Here is a 15,761-nt window from a genome sequence, read left to right as displayed (position 1 = left end):
GGGACGGACATCCCCTGAAAAACAGAATTATCCTCGTGTGATCCTGCTTTCAACAGGTTACTCCTCTCCCCAAAAGACATTATCATCAGATATATATTTTTAACAAACCATTTTAAAATATTAAGAAAAAAACCATGAGTAAAAAAACAGGTGAACCCCTGTCTCAGTTATTGGAACGAAAAAAGCGCCTGCCTGTTCAGGATGCGTTGTCCATTCAGGCAGATTTATTAAAGCAACTGAACGCGGTGCAGGAAGGTTTTCAGACTGCTCCCTGGAACCGGGAACTCAGAGAATACGGCAATGTGACGCCTGATCATATTTTAATTGCTTATGACGGAGACACCCCAAAGGCAGTATTGGAACCGATAAAAAATGAGGTGTCTGATTCTCAAATTCATTTGGCTCCTGAATGTTTCTGGGAGGTTTATCTCCCTGCCAGTGATGTGTTTTCAGCAGGAATCATTTTGTATCGCATGATTACGGGCCGATCTCCCTGGGAGTATGATTTTGACAATCTGTCTGACGGCCCTGAAGATATTGCAACACGGATATTTGCAGCACGAAAAACCCGGCCCCGGAGACCGTCATTTTATAATGACAGGTGTGACGACTATTTAGATGAAATTATCTTAAAAGCGATTTCAACAGATATCGAACTCAGGTATAAAACAGCCGGGGAATTTTTATCCGCATTAACCTCTGAAAAAAAAGCGACAGATACGGACAAGCATTCCGCATCCATGACATTAAAGGAAAAACTGCCTGAAATGGAGAAAAAAGAGGGCAAAGGCTTTGATGAGGTTGCCGGGATGGCAGAGATAAAAGAGATGTTTTATCATGATATTATTCTCCCTCTGAACGACAGAAAACTTTATGAAGAATATAAAGTCACAGTGCCCAACGGAATGCTTTTATATGGTCCCCCGGGGTGCGGCAAAACTTTTATCTCCCAAAAATTTGCAGAGGAGATAGATTATCATTTTGTTCAGGTGAAACCTTCGGACCTCGCCAGTATTTATGTCCACGGGACACAGGAAAAAATCGGAGAATTGTTCAAAGCGGCCAGAGAAAAATCCCCGAGTATTATTTTTATTGACGAGGTGGATGCGATACTGCCCAGCAGACAGGGGAATTTATACCATAGCTACGCATCAGAGGTAAATGAATTTTTAGCCCAGATGACCGAATGCCACGAACACGGCATCTTTATCATTGCAGCCACCAACTGCCCTGAAAAGATTGATCCTGCAATACTGAGGACCGGGAGAATGGACAAGGTGTTTTATATCGAACCGCCTGACTCTGATGCAAGAGCGGAGATGTTCAAGCTTTACCTGGAGGGGCGTCCGGTTGATTCGGATATTGATATTAAACAACTGGCAGAGTTGTCGGAGAACTATGTATCGAGCGATATAAAATTTATGGTGAATGAGGCGTCAAGAAATGCCTTAAAAGAGAGGGTTAAAATAAGCCAGAAACATCTTGAAGACGTGATAAAAAAGACATCGCCCTCGGTCTCTGAAAATCAGCTCAGGAAATACGAGGCATTTAAAAACACCCGGGTTTTTGTGTAAGCTGGCTATGAAAAAAACTGCTTGACATATTTGAACCTTGTATGGCATTTTTTATTAAGTACCTAACCATAAGTTTTCGATATTTGCCCGGGGAAGAAACCCGGCTTTTTTTCCGGAATGATTCACTGACCCTGAAGGAGAAAGGCGGGTTTCTCCGAGGTTCGCAGAAAAAAAATGTATGAAAAACTTTTGATCGGGTACTTATATGGGAAATTATAGCCGCCTCCCTTTATTTTCGCTACAAGGGTTTTGTATAAGAAGCAATGTAGGGTGGGTGGAGCGAAGCGGAACCCACCGAAATTCAAAAAACGGTGGGTTCCGCTTCGCTCCACCCACCCTACAAAAAATTGTAACCGCACAGGTTGAAAAATTGTCCGGGAGTGACAGATATTTTCTTAAAACATCTGAGATGGGAGAATATGCAAAATGAACCGTATGATATTTTTTATACTGGCAAGCGTGTTAAGCCTTTCTTTTTTTACCTTCACAGAAGCCACTGCCGAGGAAAAGATATGGGTTTCTTCAACAAATGCCAAACTCAAGGCAGATCACTCCGCTGCCTCTGAAACAGTTACCCGTGTGGCTGTGGGATCGGAGCTGCTGGTTCTGTCATTTGAAAACCGGTGGTACCACGTTTCCACGGTATCAGGGAAAAAGGGCTGGATATATCGCGGCAAAGTTTCAAACCATCCGCCTGATATTCAGGAACAAAAAAAAGAGAATGCCCTGGGTGAGGCATTTGGCGATCTGGGGGGCAGCAGTATCCGGGCAGATGCGGCTGATGGTTCAAGAAGTATTCGCGGCCTGTCTGCGGAGGCAAAAGAATATGCACGAAAAAGCGGAAAACTGACACCATCTGAAAAGGCCCTGGACGCTGTTCTCTCCTCACAAATAAGCAATAATCAGATAGAGCATTTTCTCAAAGCAGGCAGAATTGGAGAATACGCGGAATGAAAATACAAAAACAAACAGACAGGAAACACTGCTTTAAAAAGGAACGCCGAAATTTTCTCAAGTTTGCAGGAAGCGTTCTGGGTATTCTGATGACGAGTCCCGGATGTTTTGCTGAGACTGTTAAGACGATTTCTCCTCAGGACAAGCCGGAAAAATTACAGAAAGCGGCAAAAATGGCGAGGGGGGCGGGCGATATTGTGGCAAGTTCCACGGAACTGGATTATGACTCGGAGTTTGCCATCGGAGAAAAGCTTGCTCTCGAAGGATTCCGCAGATATGGCCTTCCGGTAGAAGATCAGGCAATTCAGAAATATGTCAACTTAGTCGGAAACGCTGTGGCCCGTAACGCGAATCGTCCGGGAATCCCGTATCATTTTGTTCTTGTACAAAGCCCGCTTTATAATGCTTTCTCATGTCCCGGAGGCATTATTTTCATAAGTTCGGCAATGATGAAATCCATGAGGGACGAATCCCAGCTTGCCGGGGTGCTTGCCCATGAAGTCTCCCATGTGGGTCACAAACACGCGCTTCAGTCTGTCAGAGGGGCAAAGTTCTTTGAAGGAGTGGACAAAATCACCCGTGTGATGATGAAAGACAAACAGAGAGAAAAGGCTTTTCAGGAAATGATACGCAGCCTTCAGACCATCCTTTTTGATCAGGGGCTGGACAAGAATATGGAATTTGAGGCGGACCTGTCAGGTATGGAAGCCGCGTATCGGACAGGCTATGATCCCGCAGGATTCATAAACGTGCTGAGCATGCTTCAGATAAAGAAAGACACCGCACAGAAGAGCGGATCATGGTTTTTAACCCATCCGCCTCTGAATGTCAGAATTGAAAAATGCCGGGATAAAATGAAAGATTATCCTGATGCGCGGGACCTTGCCAGAGTTAAAAGAAGATTTCTTTCTTATCAGAGGCGGCTTTAATTTTCAGTTCGTAGTTCCGCCTTTAGGCGGTGTCACACCGCCTAAAGGCGGAACTACGAACCGGCGGTGTCACACCGCCTAAAGGCGGAACTACGAACCGGCGGTGTCACACCGCCTAAAGGCGGAACTACGAACCGGGTTATAATCGCCTTAAATGCTGACATGCTCAAGCCGAATATTTCTTCTGAGCATCTCTTTTGCAGTTTTTCCAAACTGCTCTGTCACATCTGACACAAAAAATCGGGATTCCCCTGTTTTGCTTAACAGATGATCTGTTTCAGGATGCTGTTCCAGAAAATTTTTTACCTTCTCTGCAACGGTTTCGGAAGAATCTATGATGCTGACCCGTTTTCCGATTTTTCTCTGAATGATCTTTTTTAAAATGGGATAATGGGTGCAACCCAGGATGAGCGTGTCAATCTGTCTGACTTTCAGCGGATACAGATATTTTTTGACAATCATTCTGGTCTCAGGTTTTTTAAGCCAGCCTTCTTCCACCAACGGAACAAGAAGGGGACACGGGGCTGACCAGACCTTTGCCTCGGGATTCAGGGCTCTGATTTTTTTTTCATAGACTCCGCTGCTGATTGTGGTGCGGGTTCCGATAACGCCGATCCTGTTTTTTTTTGATGTCCTGAGTGAAAGTTCTGCTGCGGGAGTGATCACTTCGAACACCGGAACATCAAATTTTTCAGTCACGCGGTCGGTGGCAACACTTGATGCTGTGTTGCACGCCATGACAATAAGCTTTGCAGATTTGCTTAACAGAAAATCAGTATTGCGAAGCGCATAGGTGATAACGGTTTCAGGGCTTTTACTCCCATAAGGCGTGTGAGCAGTGTCGCCAAAATAAATCATGTCATAACCGGGAAGCTGCTCCGTTAATGCCCGCACAACTGTAAGACCGCCTATTCCAGAATCAAATATTCCAATCATAGAAAAAATGTGTTAGGTGTTAAGTGTTAGGTGTTAGGTGTTAGGTGTCAGGTGTCAGCTTTTACGAGGTTATTCAAGTTTTATTTTTTTTTAATAAGATAACAAGTTAAAGGAGTATTCAATGAATCAGGGAACATCATCCATAAACCAGAACATTTTTAAGATCGGTCTTTCTGTGGAGACGATTTCAGTTTATCTGCTGTGTTGCGGCCTTTCTGATTCCGGCACAAGTATTTCCACGAAGAATCTGCTTGAAATATGGAACAGTACCAACGAAGCATTAATGAAAAGTCTTGAAGACCTCGAACAAAAAAATATTCTCTTCATGACCCTTTCGGATCAGGAAGGAAAGAATATCTATCAGCTCACCGATTCAAAGGAGTGGAAGGTTTAATTCCTTTCTCACGCATTCTTCAACAATCTTGTCAGGCACGTCTGTTCGAATACCGGGGCATGATGCTGCCATAATACGCCAGTTGTTTATATCGGTCAGCACGCTTTTTATGAAAGGCCATGCCCTGCACATTCGGGGTTTCACCGGGTGAATCGTGCATACCTCGTCCCAGAAGACACAGTAACCGTTTTGGGCCTGGGCCAGAACGGGTTTGCCGCCGGACATCTGGCAGTAATCCGACACAAAATGTTCAGGGGTTGTTTTGATATAAGCGGCAATGGCTTCAATATCTTCCTCAGTTACAAACGTTCCCCCGTATCCTTTGCAACATTCTCCGCATTTTTGACAATTAAAAATATCTGAAGGTTTCATTTCCACATAAAAAGACTTCCAAAGTTTCTGAAACTTAGGAAGTCTGAGTTTTGAGTGATTGATAATTGGTGACTGGTTATCATCTGATTTTCAGTTACCAGTTGAATATCTTTCATAAAAAGACAAAATTTCGAAAGTCCGACGTTTTGAAGATTCATGAAATTGTTTGTCATTCGATAACCAAGTTTTCAGATCGGATCAGATCCGATCTGGCCGGACAGCCTGCCATTATTCTGTCATTCCTGCGAAAGCAGGAATCTGTTTTTTGCATGGTTCCGGGGCTGTGGATTCCTGCTTTCGCAGGAATGACAAAAAAAAACTTGATTATCTAGCGTCAGACATCGTATCTGGTTTCCATGGCTCTTTTCAAAGTCACCTGATCCACATATTTCAGATCTCCCCCGATGGGCACGCCAGAGGCGATTCTCGTGACTTTGACCGGATAATTTCGGAGACATTCCCCAATATATGAAGCAGTTGCCTCTCCTTCCACATTCGTGCCTGTGGCCAGTACAATCTCCCGGATATGCCCCTGTTCCACTCTTGCGATAAGCTCCTTAATCCTGATATTGTCAGGACCGATACCGTCCATGGGAGACAATACACCCTGAAGAATATGATATAAACCATTAAAAGAACCTGATCTTTCAATGGCAACCATTTCCGCGGGCTGTTCCACCACACACAGGGTGGCGGAATCCCTTTCAGGGTTTGCACAGATATCGCAAATATCCGTGTCGCTCAGTGCAAAACATAAGGAACAGAGCCTTACTTTTTCCTTGAGTTCCAATATGCTGCGGGACAGATTTTCCGCTTCCCTGCGCGGGGCGCGAAGAATGTGCATTGCAAGACGTTCCGCAGTCTTCTCTCCGATGCCGGGAAGTTTGGAAAACGCTTTAATCAGATTCAGAACAGATGATGGATAGTGACTCATAATTAATTGAGAATTGAGAATTGAAAATATGAGGTGCTTTTTTACAAACCTTCAATCCTCAATCCTCAGTCGAAAATCAAAAATCAAAAATGCTCAGTTACATTAATCCCGGTATGCTCATACCACCGGTAAGTTTGCCCATTTCCCCTGAAACCATTTCCTGAGCTTTTCCCAATGCTTCATTTACTGCCGCGATGATCAGATCCTGAAGCATATCCACATCCTCCGGATCAACGACTTCTTTTTCAATCTCAATGGATACAACCTGCTGTTTGCCGTTTGCCACAACTCTGACCATACCGCCTCCGGCAGATGTTTCAACGGTCTTTTCAGCTAATTCTTCCTGGAGTTTAAGCATCTTGGACTGAAGCTTCTGGGCCTGCTTCATTATGTTTCCCATGCCGCCTTTCATACCACAACCTCCTTAATAAAATTGTCAGACAGAGACTGACTTTTGCAGAACTGTTTCAGCCAAAGCCATTGGAAAAACCAGTCTCTGACTCATTGCAAAATCTTAACATCTATCACCCTGCCGCCGAAAATTTCCAATGTGTCAGCGACCAGGGGATGGTCCAAAGCCTCCTGTCTCAAACGATCTGCCTGGCTTCTTTTCTGCTGCCTGTCATTTTTCTGTTGCTCTTTGGCATTTATAACAAATTCCATGTGTCTTTGAAAAAAGCTGTTACAGACCTTTTTTATGATAGCCAGGTTTTCATCGCGGCGTATCCGCTTATCTATATTAAAACCGTTGTTACGGACTTCTATTTCCAGAGCCTGATCTGTCAGGTTCTTCAAGGTGCATTTTTTCAAATATGAGCCAAGAGAACCATTTTTTTCTGAAATAATACCAAGGAGTTTTTTCCAAGTTTCTTCAGGGGAATCCCCGGGATTAAAAGAAACTGTAACAGGGAGTTCCTCAGGCTCGGGTATGTCCGGTTCGCTGATGTTTCCTGGCGCATCGCTCCGAATGAATGCTTCCTGCGGCGGTGCTTTCCTGACATCAGGGGTCACCGGTGCGGATTCAGTCGCCGAGGGAGGAGGAACACTCCGGGCTGATGTTCCCTGTAATACATTCCTGTTATCGGGGATATCATGTCCGGATTCAATATCACTATAAGCCGCGGGATTTTCATAAATACCTTTTTTCAGATTATCCAGCTTTTCAATGAGCATGTCAATGGATAAGACCGGTTTTGCCTGAAACATTCTGATAAATGCCATTTCAAGCGCGAGTTTGGGCTGGGCTGAAAATTGTATTACAGATTCTTCTTTGAACAGAATATCCAACAGTTGGCTCAGATGGGCTTCGGAAACGCTTTTTACCTGGTCAGCCATGAGATTGGTCTCATGGACCGGCAGATCAACCAGTTTATTTATTTTTTTACCGAGTTTGACAACCAGCAGATTTCTGAAGTGTTCAATAATATCTGAATAAAGTTCTTTTACATTATGACCGTGGTTGTAAATTTCATCTATAATATCAAGAACCTGAAGAATGTTTCCGCTTAAAATGCCTGCGGAAATATCAAATAATATTTTTCGGTCTATAATGCCCAGTATGTCCAGAACTTGCTCATGGGTGATTGTTCCTTCGGCACAGGTCATGACCTGATCAAGAAGACTCAGGGCATCTCTCATACTTCCGCCGGCTTCCCGTGCAATAAGCGTCAGGCTCTCCTCGGCAATGTCAGTTCCCTCCTGCTGACAGAGTGACAGCATGTGCTTTGACACAGATTCGATATCTATCCGTCTCAGATCATGGCGCTGACACCGGGAGAGAATTGTTATGGGAATCTTGTGAGGTTCTGTTGTGGCAAAAAGGAACATCACATGGGCAGGTGGCTCCTCAAGCGTCTTTAAAAGCGCGTTAAAGGCCGCGATACTGAGCATGTGGACTTCGTCAATGATGTAGATTTTATAGGGACTGTGCGCGGGCATGTATTTGACATTTTCACGCAGTTCCCTGATCTGATCCACACCATTGTTTGACGCGCCGTCTATCTCAAACACATCCGCAGCGTTTCCTGATGTGATCTCCTTACAGGACTGGCATTTATTGCATGGCGTCGCTGTGGGGCCTTCCTGGCAATTCATGGCTTTTGCCAGAACGCGGGCAATTGTTGTTTTCCCCGTTCCCCTTGGTCCGGAAAACAGAAGCGCATGGGCAACACGGCCCGATGAAATAGCGTTGGTGAGGGTCTGAGTTACATGCTCCTGTTTTACAACCTGATCAAAAGTCTGGGGACGGTACTTCCGTGCAAGAACGAGATAGGACATGGTCAGTTAATCAGCTATCAGTTAGCAGCTATCCTCTCAGTTGATCACTGATCACTGATAACTGTTTACTGTGAATGGCGGAGAGAGAGGGATTCGAACCCTCGGTACCGCTTTTGGCAGTACACACGATTTCCAGTCGTGCTCCTTCAGCCAGCTCGGACATCTCTCCGTAAAAAATAAAGCGGGTCAGCCTGCAAGTTTGTGGCGGAGAGGGTGGGATTCGAACCCACGATCCCGCTTGTGGCAGGATACCGCTTTTCGAGAGCGGGGCCTTCAGCCGCTCGGCCACCTCTCCATATTTTCAACCCCGGTCTGCAAAAGCATCACAGGGTGATTTTTTATAAATATGACCTTTGATTGATTTTGTCAAGAAAATATGGGCTGCAATTCATGGCTTTCGATATCAAAAAAAATAATAATACCTTTCTTAATTCAATATGTCAACAGTTTTCTTTATTTCAAATTCATAATTCATGATTTTCAGTTATCGTGAGGGGTTCTGTTCCCATATGTATCGGGCTTGCCCCTTCGACAAGCTCAGGGATCGGGTAGCCCTGTAAGGGCGGCATATTTGTAGAGACTCGCCAAGCCCCCGTAGGGGCGGCATATTTGTAGCATGCCCGGCATGATAACTGCTATAAATATGCCGCCCCCGCGGGGCGTTGCCGGCCTCCCCTAAATCCGTTATAATCGGAAATTATAATTTATATAGATGCCCATTAATTTAAAAAATCATTGCATTAACAGACTATTTTATTTAGAAAGAAAATTCCTCAGCCCAATAAAAAATGACACTGGAATTTGAAACAAAACAGAATAATTGAAAATTACGGTAGTTAAGCAATAGGAGGCCTATGTCCCTTAATGTATATAGATGCCCGGTTTGCGGATACTTACATATCGGATAAGATGAAGTTTTGCCCTGCCAACATCTGATATAAACCATCACATACTGAAATTAAATGAAAATTCTTCTTTTAAGCCGCTATGAGTCTTTAGGTTCGAGAAGCCGAATCCGATCCTATCAATATCTCCCGTATCTGAGTGCGGAAGGTCTGGATGTTACGCCGGCTCCGTTGTTGGGGAATGATTATATCAGGGACCTTTACGCAGGGAGGAACAAAGATTTCAAGGCCATTATCCGGGCATATTTTCGCCGCCTGGGTTATCTGCTGAAGAGCCGCAGTTTTGATCTCTTATGGATAGAAAACGAGGTATTGCCGTTGCTGCCATCATGGTGCGAAACCCTGCTTTCTTTCGCGGGCATTCCATATGTGGTGGATTATGATGACGCTGTTTTTCATCAGTATGATATGCATTCCAATGGCATCATGCGAACATTGCTGGGAAAAAAAATAGATACCATTATGCGAAACGCTTCTCTGGTAATCGTTGGCAATAATTATTTGGAGAAGCGGGCGCGGCAGGCAGGTGCAAAAAAGGTGGAATGTCTCCCCTCTGTGATTGATTTGAAGCGATATCATAAAAAGCCGAAGTCTGACAAGTCTGTTTTTACCATCGGATGGATTGGCTGTCCCGTCACTGCTGAATATCTCCGTCTTGTTCGGCCTGCTCTCACAGAAATATGCAGAAATAACAGCGCACGCCTTGTTTTCGTGGGTTCCGGTGAGATCAGGGAATATAAAGAAGATATCGTGGAAATTCGCCCGTGGACCGAAGAAACCGAGGTCAGAGATATTCAGGAGTTTGATGTGGGGATCATGCCGCTGCCGGATACGCCCTGGACCCGTGGAAAATGCGGTTACAAGCTGATTCAGTATATGGCGTGTTCTCTCCCCGTTATCGCATCTCCGGTGGGAATCAACCGGGAAATTGTCGAACACGGTATAAACGGCTTTTTAGCCAGTGATACAACCAGTTGGGTGGAGGCGTTAAAGATTCTCAAGAAGAATCACAAGTTAAGAAAGCAAATGGGGAAGGCGGGGTGTGTCAAAGTCGAGAAAGCGTATTGTATTCAAGTCACAGCGCCTCGTCTGCTGTCATTAATACGGAGTATCGGGTGTTAGGTGTTATGGTGTTAGGTGTTAGGTGTTAGGTGTTATGGTGTTAGGTGTTAGGAAATATTGTAAAATATTCATCGTTTGTCGTAGTCGCAGACTTATGATCATTTAAGTGTTACAAACACCTAACACTTAACACCTAACACCTGACACTTTCACAGACAAACAACTATGCGAAAAAAAATATTTCTGATTTCCCGTTGTGCCTGGACATTGTATAATTTTCGTGCCGGGCTGATGCGAAATTTAAAAACAAAAAATTACACAGTGGTTGGCGGCGGTGATTCAGATGACGGCTTCGGAGATAAAATTGAGGCCATGGGCGTGCCCTTTAAATCTCTGCCAGTATCAAAAAAAGCGATCAGTCCCTTTGCAGATATCCTTTTATTTTTAACGCTGTTCAAATGGTATCGTTATGAGAAGCCCGACATTGTTCATCATTTTACGATCAAACCGGTTATTTACGGCAGTCTTGCTGCTCGTCTGGCCCGTGTTCCCAGAATCATCAACACAGTTACAGGACTCGGATTTGTCTTTTCAGAAAAAAAAGTCACACTTCTCAGGTATCTCGTAAAATGGCTATATCGTCTGGCTCTCAGGGGATCGCATTTCACCTTTTTTCTTAATCAGGATGACCTTAATTTTTTTCTGTCCCAGGGTCTGGCGAATGCTCAAAAAACGGGCCTTTTGCCGGGTGAAGGCGTTGACTGCCAATTTTTCTCGCCTGAGTTTGTCTCCGACTCTGTATCGGAAAAACCGATCACCTTTCTGATGGTTTCACGGATGCTGAGAGACAAGGGCGTTTTCGAGTTCGTGGAAGCGGCCCGTCTGGTAAAAGATCAGTTTTCAAAGGTTCAGTTTCAGTTGTTAGGGGGTCGGGATGAACGCAATCCCAATGTTATTTCCCAAAAGGACCTTGACCTCTGGCACTCGGAAGGCGTTGTCGCATGGCTGGGAGAACTCGCTGATGTGCGTCCTGTGATAACAAAAGCTGATGTCGTCGTGCTGCCTTCCTTTTATGGAGAAGGCGTCCCCAGAGTATTGTTGGAAGCCGCGGCAATGGGCAAACCGGTCATCACAACCGATGCTGTGGGATGTCGTGAAGTGGTGGATGACGGTGTAAACGGCTTTCTTGTGCCGGTAAAAAATGCTGACGCATTGGCACAGGCCATGACACGAATGATTGAAGATGCGGAAATGCGGAGAACTATGGGCATTGCCGGGCGGAAAAAAGCAGAGCAGGCGTTTGATGAACGCATTGTCATTGAAAAAATTCTTGGAACATACTAAAATTACTGAGGTGTTTAAATGAGTAACAAGATGATGTCAAAAATTCAGAAGCTGCAAGAAAAAGGAGTTAAGATTCCCAATCCTCATAGCATTGAAATCGGTGAGGATGTTGATATCGAGAGAATTTCCGGCCGCGGTGTTACCATTTATTCGGGGTGCAAGATTTACGGAAGTTCCACGCTGATTCTTCAGGGGGCGAACTTGGGATACGAGGCCCCGGTCACGGTTGATAATTGCCAGATCGGGCCGGAGGTTTCGCTGAAAGGCGGATTTTTCAAACAAGCGGTCTTTCTCAGAAAAGCAGGCATGGGGTCCGGCGCTCATGTGAGAGAGGGAACGATTTTGGAGGAAGACGCGAGCGGCGCTCATACAGTGGGGCTGAAGCAGACCATACTTTTTCCTTTTGTCACCCTGGGCAGTCTGATTAATTTTTGCGATTGCTTTATGTCGGGCGGAACAAGCCGGAAAGATCACAGCGAGGTCGGCAGCGCATATATTCACTTTAACTACACCCCCAATCAGGACAAAGCCACACCGTCACTTATCGGCGATGTGCCCAACGGGGTGATGTTGAACCAGAGACCCATATTCTTAGGAGGACAGGGCGGACTTGTGGGGCCGTGCCGTCTGGCCTTTGGCACGGTCATCGCGGCCGGTTCGATATGCAGAAAAGACGAATTAAGACCGGATCGCATGATCTTTGAGGGCGGCAGGAGCGGAAACATTCCGTTTAAGGCTGGTGTGTATCTGGGGATCAGGAGAATCATGACAAATAATATTATCTATATTGCCAATCTGATGGCGCTGAGGCAGTGGTATCAGCATGTCCGCTCACAGTTTGTTTCCGAGGAGTTTCCGGAGACGCTTTTGGATGGTCTGAAAGAAAAACTGAATATGGCGACTGAGGAAAGAATCAGACGGCTGAAGGCGTTTTGTCAGCAACAAAAAGGCGGGTTTGGTGACAGATGGCCGGAAATGGAAGACTTTCTCAGAGCAAAGGAAAAGGAAGCGGGAGATACGGGTCTGCGAGATTCTTTTTTGGAGAAGATACATACCAATATCAGCAGCTCGGGCAAGGACTACATTTCTGTAATAAAAACGCTTGAGAAAAACGATGCGGAACTCGGGGCCAAATGGCTTCAGGGGATTGTTGACCGTATCACTTCTTGTTTTGCGAATTGACCTGAACGATTCGAAAGGTGGGCATGAAGATATCCGCCTTTACCCCGATTTTCATCATTCGTTGTAACCAGCAGGTCATGCCCGTTTATGGACAGGTACTTATTTCCCATCGCTAGGAAGCATTCATTGTTTTTTATGAAAACTGACAATTTATTTTGGGTAGTGCTGAACAAGTAATGATGGACAAAATTGAGTCTGACAATTTGCGAAATGACGGGTCAGATTTATCATCATTACTTATTCAGGCTACCTTATCTTGGACACCCACAGAGGAATACGCTGTTTTCTTTGGGTTAGTCAGAAGCTGCTCCCCTGTATTTACCTCCATTATTACATTCGACTCATTTTCGAGAATCTGAGTTTACCCTCCTTTTGCACTCGGAACGGTCCGTTCTGGCAAAACAGAAACGGCCCTCGCACAACTCTTTCGCTGATTTTTTTAAAAAATAACCATATCATTTTTTTTAGAATCATTAGAAAATTTGGCAATAACTGTCCGGATAACTGTGTCCGGAAGCAGTCTGGAAAAAAATGAGCGTGCGGCATTTTCATCAAAAGAAGCTTTTTTCAGCCAGAGGTACCGAGGTTCCGAGACAGCCTCACTTGTCAGCAAGGTATAGCGATATCGCTATACCTTTAATCCCCTGATAAACCATCATAAAATTGTGACATGTGAATTTGTCAGCGGATTCAGGCTGAAATTTTTTTTGAAGATCCGCCAGAGAAAGCCGTAAGGAATTATAAGGGGACTCACACGGACACGGACTCAGGTTGTCAGCAAGGTATAGCGATATCGCTATACCTTTAAATGATTGAAAAAGCTTGATAAAATTCTGATCATTGAACTTATCATCAGATTTGGCTAAAATTTTTTTAAAAATATGTGAGACAGAGCCGTAATGAAAAAATAAAAAGCGTTATCGGCACAGTCTCAGATTGTCAGCAAGGTATAGCGATATCGCTATACCTTTAATCCCCTGATAAACAATCATAAAATTGTGATATGTGAATTTGTCAGCTGATTCAGGTTGAAAATTTTTTTGAAGATTCGCCAGACAGAGCCGTAAGGAAAAAATAAAAAGCGTTATCGGCACAGTCTCAGATTGTCAGCAAGGTATAGCGATATCGCTATACCTTTAAATGATTGAAAAAGCTTGATAAAATTCTGATCATTGAACTTATCATCAGATTTGGCTGAAATTTTTTTTGAAGATTCGCCAGACAGAGCCGTAAGGAATTATAAGGGGACTCACACGGACACGGATTCAGGTTATCAGCAAGGTATAGCGATATCGCTATACCTTTAAAGGATTGAAAAAGCTTGATAAAATTCTGATCATTGAACTTATCATCAGATTTGGCTGAAATTTTTTTTGAAGATTCGCCAGACAGAGCCGTAAGGAATTATAAGGGGACTCACACGGACACGGACTCAGGTTGTCAGCAAGGTATAGCGATATCGCTATACCTTTAATCCCCTGATAAACCATCATAAAATTTTGATATCTGAATTTGTCAGCGGATTCAGCTTGAAATTTTTTTTGAATATCCGCCAAAGAAAGCCGTAAGGAATTATAAGGGTACTCACACGGACACGGACTCAGGTTGTCAGCAAGGTATAGCGATATCGCTATACCTTTAAAGGATTGAAAAAGCTTGATAAAATTCTGATCATTGAACTTATCATCAGATTTGGCTGAAATTTTTTTTGAAGATTCGCCAGAGAAAGCCGTAAGGAATTATAAGGGGACTCACACGGACACGGACTCAGGTTGTCAGCAAGGTATAGCGATATCGCTATACCTTTAAAGGATTGAAAAAGCTTGATAAAATTCTGATCATTGAACTTATCATCAGATTTGGCTGAAATTTTTTTTGAAGATTCGCCAGACAGAGCCATAAGAAAAAATTAAAAGGCGCTATCGGTACAGTCTCAGTTGTCAGCAAGGTATAGCGATATCGCTATACCTTTAATCCCCTGATAAACCATCATAAAATTCAGATATGTGAATTTGTCAGCTGGTTTAGGTTGAAATTTTTTTTGAAGATTCGTCAGAGAAAGCCGTAAGGAGAAATAAGAGGCGGAAACCGCATTATCTCAGTTGTCAGCAAGGTATAGCGATATCGCTATACCTTTAATCCACTGATAAACAATCATAAAATTGTGATATGTGAATTTGTCAGCTGATTCAGGTTGAAATTTTTTTTGAAGATTCGTCAGACAAAGCCATAAGAAAAAATTAAAAGGCGATATCGGTACAGTCTCAGTTGTCAGCAAGGTATAGCGATATCGCTATACCTTTAATCCCCTGATAAACAATCATAAAATTGTGATATGTGAATTTGTCAGCTGATTTAGGTTGAAATTTTTTTTGAAGATTCGTCAGAGAAAGCCGTAAGGAATTATAAGGGGACTCACACGGACACGGACTCAGGTTGTCAGCAAGGTATAGCGATATCGCTATACCTTTAAAGGATTGAAAAAGCTTGATAAAATTCTGATCATTGAACTTATCATCAGATTTGGCTGAAATTTTTTTTGAAGATTCGCCAGAGAAAGCCGTAAGGAATTATAAGGGGACTCACACGGACACGGACTCAGGTTGTCAGCAAGGTATAGCGATATCGCTATACCTTTAAAGGATTGAAAAAGCTTGATAAAATTCTGATCATTGAACTTATCATCAGATTTGGCTGAAATTTTTTTTGAAGATTCGCCAGAGAAAGCCGTAAGGAATTATAAGGGGACTCACACGGACACGGACTCAGGTTGTCAGCAAGGTATAGCGATATCGCTATACCTTTAATCCCCTGATAAACCATCATAAAATTGTGGTATGTGAATTTGTCAGCGGATTCAGGTTGAAATTTTTTTTGAAGATCCGCCAGAGAAAGTCG

Annotated in this window: 12 protein-coding genes and 2 tRNA genes; 7 read left to right on the top strand and 7 right to left on the bottom strand. The window is 43.8% G+C overall.

Going from position 1 to position 15,761, the window contains the following annotated elements:
* Window positions 1-134 precede the first annotated feature (134 nt).
* The 3 genes from dnm_RS06225 to dnm_RS06215 all read left to right on the top strand — a co-directional run bounded on the left by dnm_RS06225 (window position 135) and on the right by dnm_RS06215 (window position 3,457).
* Entirely contained in the window at window positions 135-1,574 is a 1,440-nt protein-coding gene (locus tag dnm_RS06225; protein ID WP_207681827.1) for an AAA family ATPase, read from the top strand.
* A 426-nt stretch (window positions 1,575-2,000) separates the two neighbouring features.
* Window positions 2,001-2,528, top strand: coding sequence for an SH3 domain-containing protein (locus dnm_RS06220; protein WP_207681826.1), 528 nt, complete (start codon window positions 2,001-2,003; stop codon window positions 2,526-2,528).
* A complete protein-coding gene (locus dnm_RS06215; RefSeq protein ID WP_207681825.1) occupies window positions 2,525-3,457 on the top strand; it encodes a M48 family metalloprotease in 933 nt (310 codons plus the stop codon). The genes dnm_RS06220 and dnm_RS06215 overlap by 4 nt, the downstream gene beginning before the upstream one ends.
* A 150-nt stretch (window positions 3,458-3,607) precedes the next feature.
* On the opposite strand, the gene murI is transcribed toward dnm_RS06215, so the two are convergent.
* On the bottom strand, window positions 3,608-4,393 hold the full coding sequence (murI, locus tag dnm_RS06210) for a glutamate racemase (protein ID WP_207681824.1): 786 nt from the start codon (window positions 4,391-4,393) through the stop codon (window positions 3,608-3,610).
* A gap of 121 nt (window positions 4,394-4,514) precedes the next feature.
* On the opposite strand from murI, the gene dnm_RS06205 reads away from it, so the two are divergent.
* Window positions 4,515-4,787, top strand: a complete 273-nt coding sequence (locus dnm_RS06205) for a hypothetical protein (RefSeq protein WP_207681823.1) — start codon at window positions 4,515-4,517, stop codon at window positions 4,785-4,787.
* On the opposite strand, the gene dnm_RS06200 is transcribed toward dnm_RS06205, so the two are convergent.
* The 6 genes from dnm_RS06200 to dnm_RS06175 form a co-directional block, all read right to left on the bottom strand.
* Entirely contained in the window at window positions 4,767-5,159 is a 393-nt protein-coding gene (locus dnm_RS06200; protein ID WP_207683610.1) for a YkgJ family cysteine cluster protein, read from the bottom strand. The genes dnm_RS06205 and dnm_RS06200 overlap by 21 nt on opposite strands.
* Before the next feature lie 334 nt (window positions 5,160-5,493).
* Window positions 5,494-6,093: a recombination mediator RecR gene (gene recR, locus dnm_RS06195; protein WP_207681822.1), complete on the bottom strand. Its 600-nt coding sequence runs from the start codon at window positions 6,091-6,093 to the stop codon at window positions 5,494-5,496.
* A gap of 97 nt (window positions 6,094-6,190) precedes the next feature.
* Entirely contained in the window at window positions 6,191-6,505 is a 315-nt protein-coding gene (locus tag dnm_RS06190; RefSeq protein WP_207681821.1) for a YbaB/EbfC family nucleoid-associated protein, read from the bottom strand.
* 89 nt (window positions 6,506-6,594) lie between these two features.
* Complete coding sequence (gene dnaX / locus dnm_RS06185) at window positions 6,595-8,370, bottom strand: DNA polymerase III subunit gamma/tau (protein ID WP_207681820.1); 1,776 nt, start codon at window positions 8,368-8,370, stop codon at window positions 6,595-6,597.
* Between the two features lie 75 nt (window positions 8,371-8,445).
* Window positions 8,446-8,539, bottom strand: a tRNA-Ser gene (locus dnm_RS06180).
* A 33-nt stretch (window positions 8,540-8,572) separates the two neighbouring features.
* Window positions 8,573-8,665: transfer RNA gene (locus dnm_RS06175), tRNA-Ser, on the bottom strand.
* Between the two features lie 667 nt (window positions 8,666-9,332).
* On the opposite strand from dnm_RS06175, the gene dnm_RS06170 reads away from it, so the two are divergent.
* The 3 genes from dnm_RS06170 (at window position 9,333) to dnm_RS06160 (ending at window position 12,863) form a co-directional block, all read left to right on the top strand.
* Window positions 9,333-10,397 carry a glycosyltransferase family 4 protein gene (locus dnm_RS06170; RefSeq protein WP_207681819.1) on the top strand — a complete coding sequence of 355 codons (1,065 nt, stop codon included), beginning with the start codon at window positions 9,333-9,335 and terminating at the stop codon, window positions 10,395-10,397.
* Between the two features lie 165 nt (window positions 10,398-10,562).
* Window positions 10,563-11,681, top strand: a complete 1,119-nt coding sequence (locus dnm_RS06165; RefSeq protein WP_207681818.1) for a glycosyltransferase family 4 protein — start codon at window positions 10,563-10,565, stop codon at window positions 11,679-11,681.
* A gap of 18 nt (window positions 11,682-11,699) precedes the next feature.
* Window positions 11,700-12,863, top strand: a complete 1,164-nt coding sequence (locus dnm_RS06160; protein ID WP_207681817.1) for a protein GlmU — start codon at window positions 11,700-11,702, stop codon at window positions 12,861-12,863.
* Window positions 12,864-15,761 lie beyond the last annotated feature (2,898 nt).

Source organism: Desulfonema magnum, assembly GCF_017377395.1.
Classification (GTDB): Bacteria; Desulfobacterota; Desulfobacteria; order Desulfobacterales; family 4be13; genus Desulfonema_C; species Desulfonema_C magnum.
This window is presented reverse-complemented; position numbering and strand designations above follow the sequence as displayed.

Bases quoted from the DNA above. Each gene is read 5' to 3' on its own strand.
- dnm_RS06225 (WP_207681827.1), top strand. From the start codon at position 135: ATGAGTAAAAAAACAGGTGAACCCCTGTCTCAGTTATTGGAACGAAAA.
- dnm_RS06220 (WP_207681826.1), top strand. From the start codon at position 2,001: ATGAACCGTATGATATTTTTTATACTGGCAAGCGTGTTAAGCCTTTCT.
- dnm_RS06215 (WP_207681825.1), top strand. From the start codon at position 2,525: ATGAAAATACAAAAACAAACAGACAGGAAACACTGCTTTAAAAAGGAA.
- murI (WP_207681824.1), bottom strand. From the start codon at position 4,393: ATGATTGGAATATTTGATTCTGGAATAGGCGGTCTTACAGTTGTGCGG.
- dnm_RS06205 (WP_207681823.1), top strand. From the start codon at position 4,515: ATGAATCAGGGAACATCATCCATAAACCAGAACATTTTTAAGATCGGT.
- dnm_RS06200 (WP_207683610.1), bottom strand. From the start codon at position 5,159: ATGAAACCTTCAGATATTTTTAATTGTCAAAAATGCGGAGAATGTTGC.
- recR (WP_207681822.1), bottom strand. From the start codon at position 6,093: ATGAGTCACTATCCATCATCTGTTCTGAATCTGATTAAAGCGTTTTCC.
- dnm_RS06190 (WP_207681821.1), bottom strand. From the start codon at position 6,505: ATGAAAGGCGGCATGGGAAACATAATGAAGCAGGCCCAGAAGCTTCAG.
- dnaX (WP_207681820.1), bottom strand. From the start codon at position 8,370: ATGTCCTATCTCGTTCTTGCACGGAAGTACCGTCCCCAGACTTTTGAT.
- dnm_RS06170 (WP_207681819.1), top strand. From the start codon at position 9,333: ATGAAAATTCTTCTTTTAAGCCGCTATGAGTCTTTAGGTTCGAGAAGC.
- dnm_RS06165 (WP_207681818.1), top strand. From the start codon at position 10,563: ATGCGAAAAAAAATATTTCTGATTTCCCGTTGTGCCTGGACATTGTAT.
- dnm_RS06160 (WP_207681817.1), top strand. From the start codon at position 11,700: ATGAGTAACAAGATGATGTCAAAAATTCAGAAGCTGCAAGAAAAAGGA.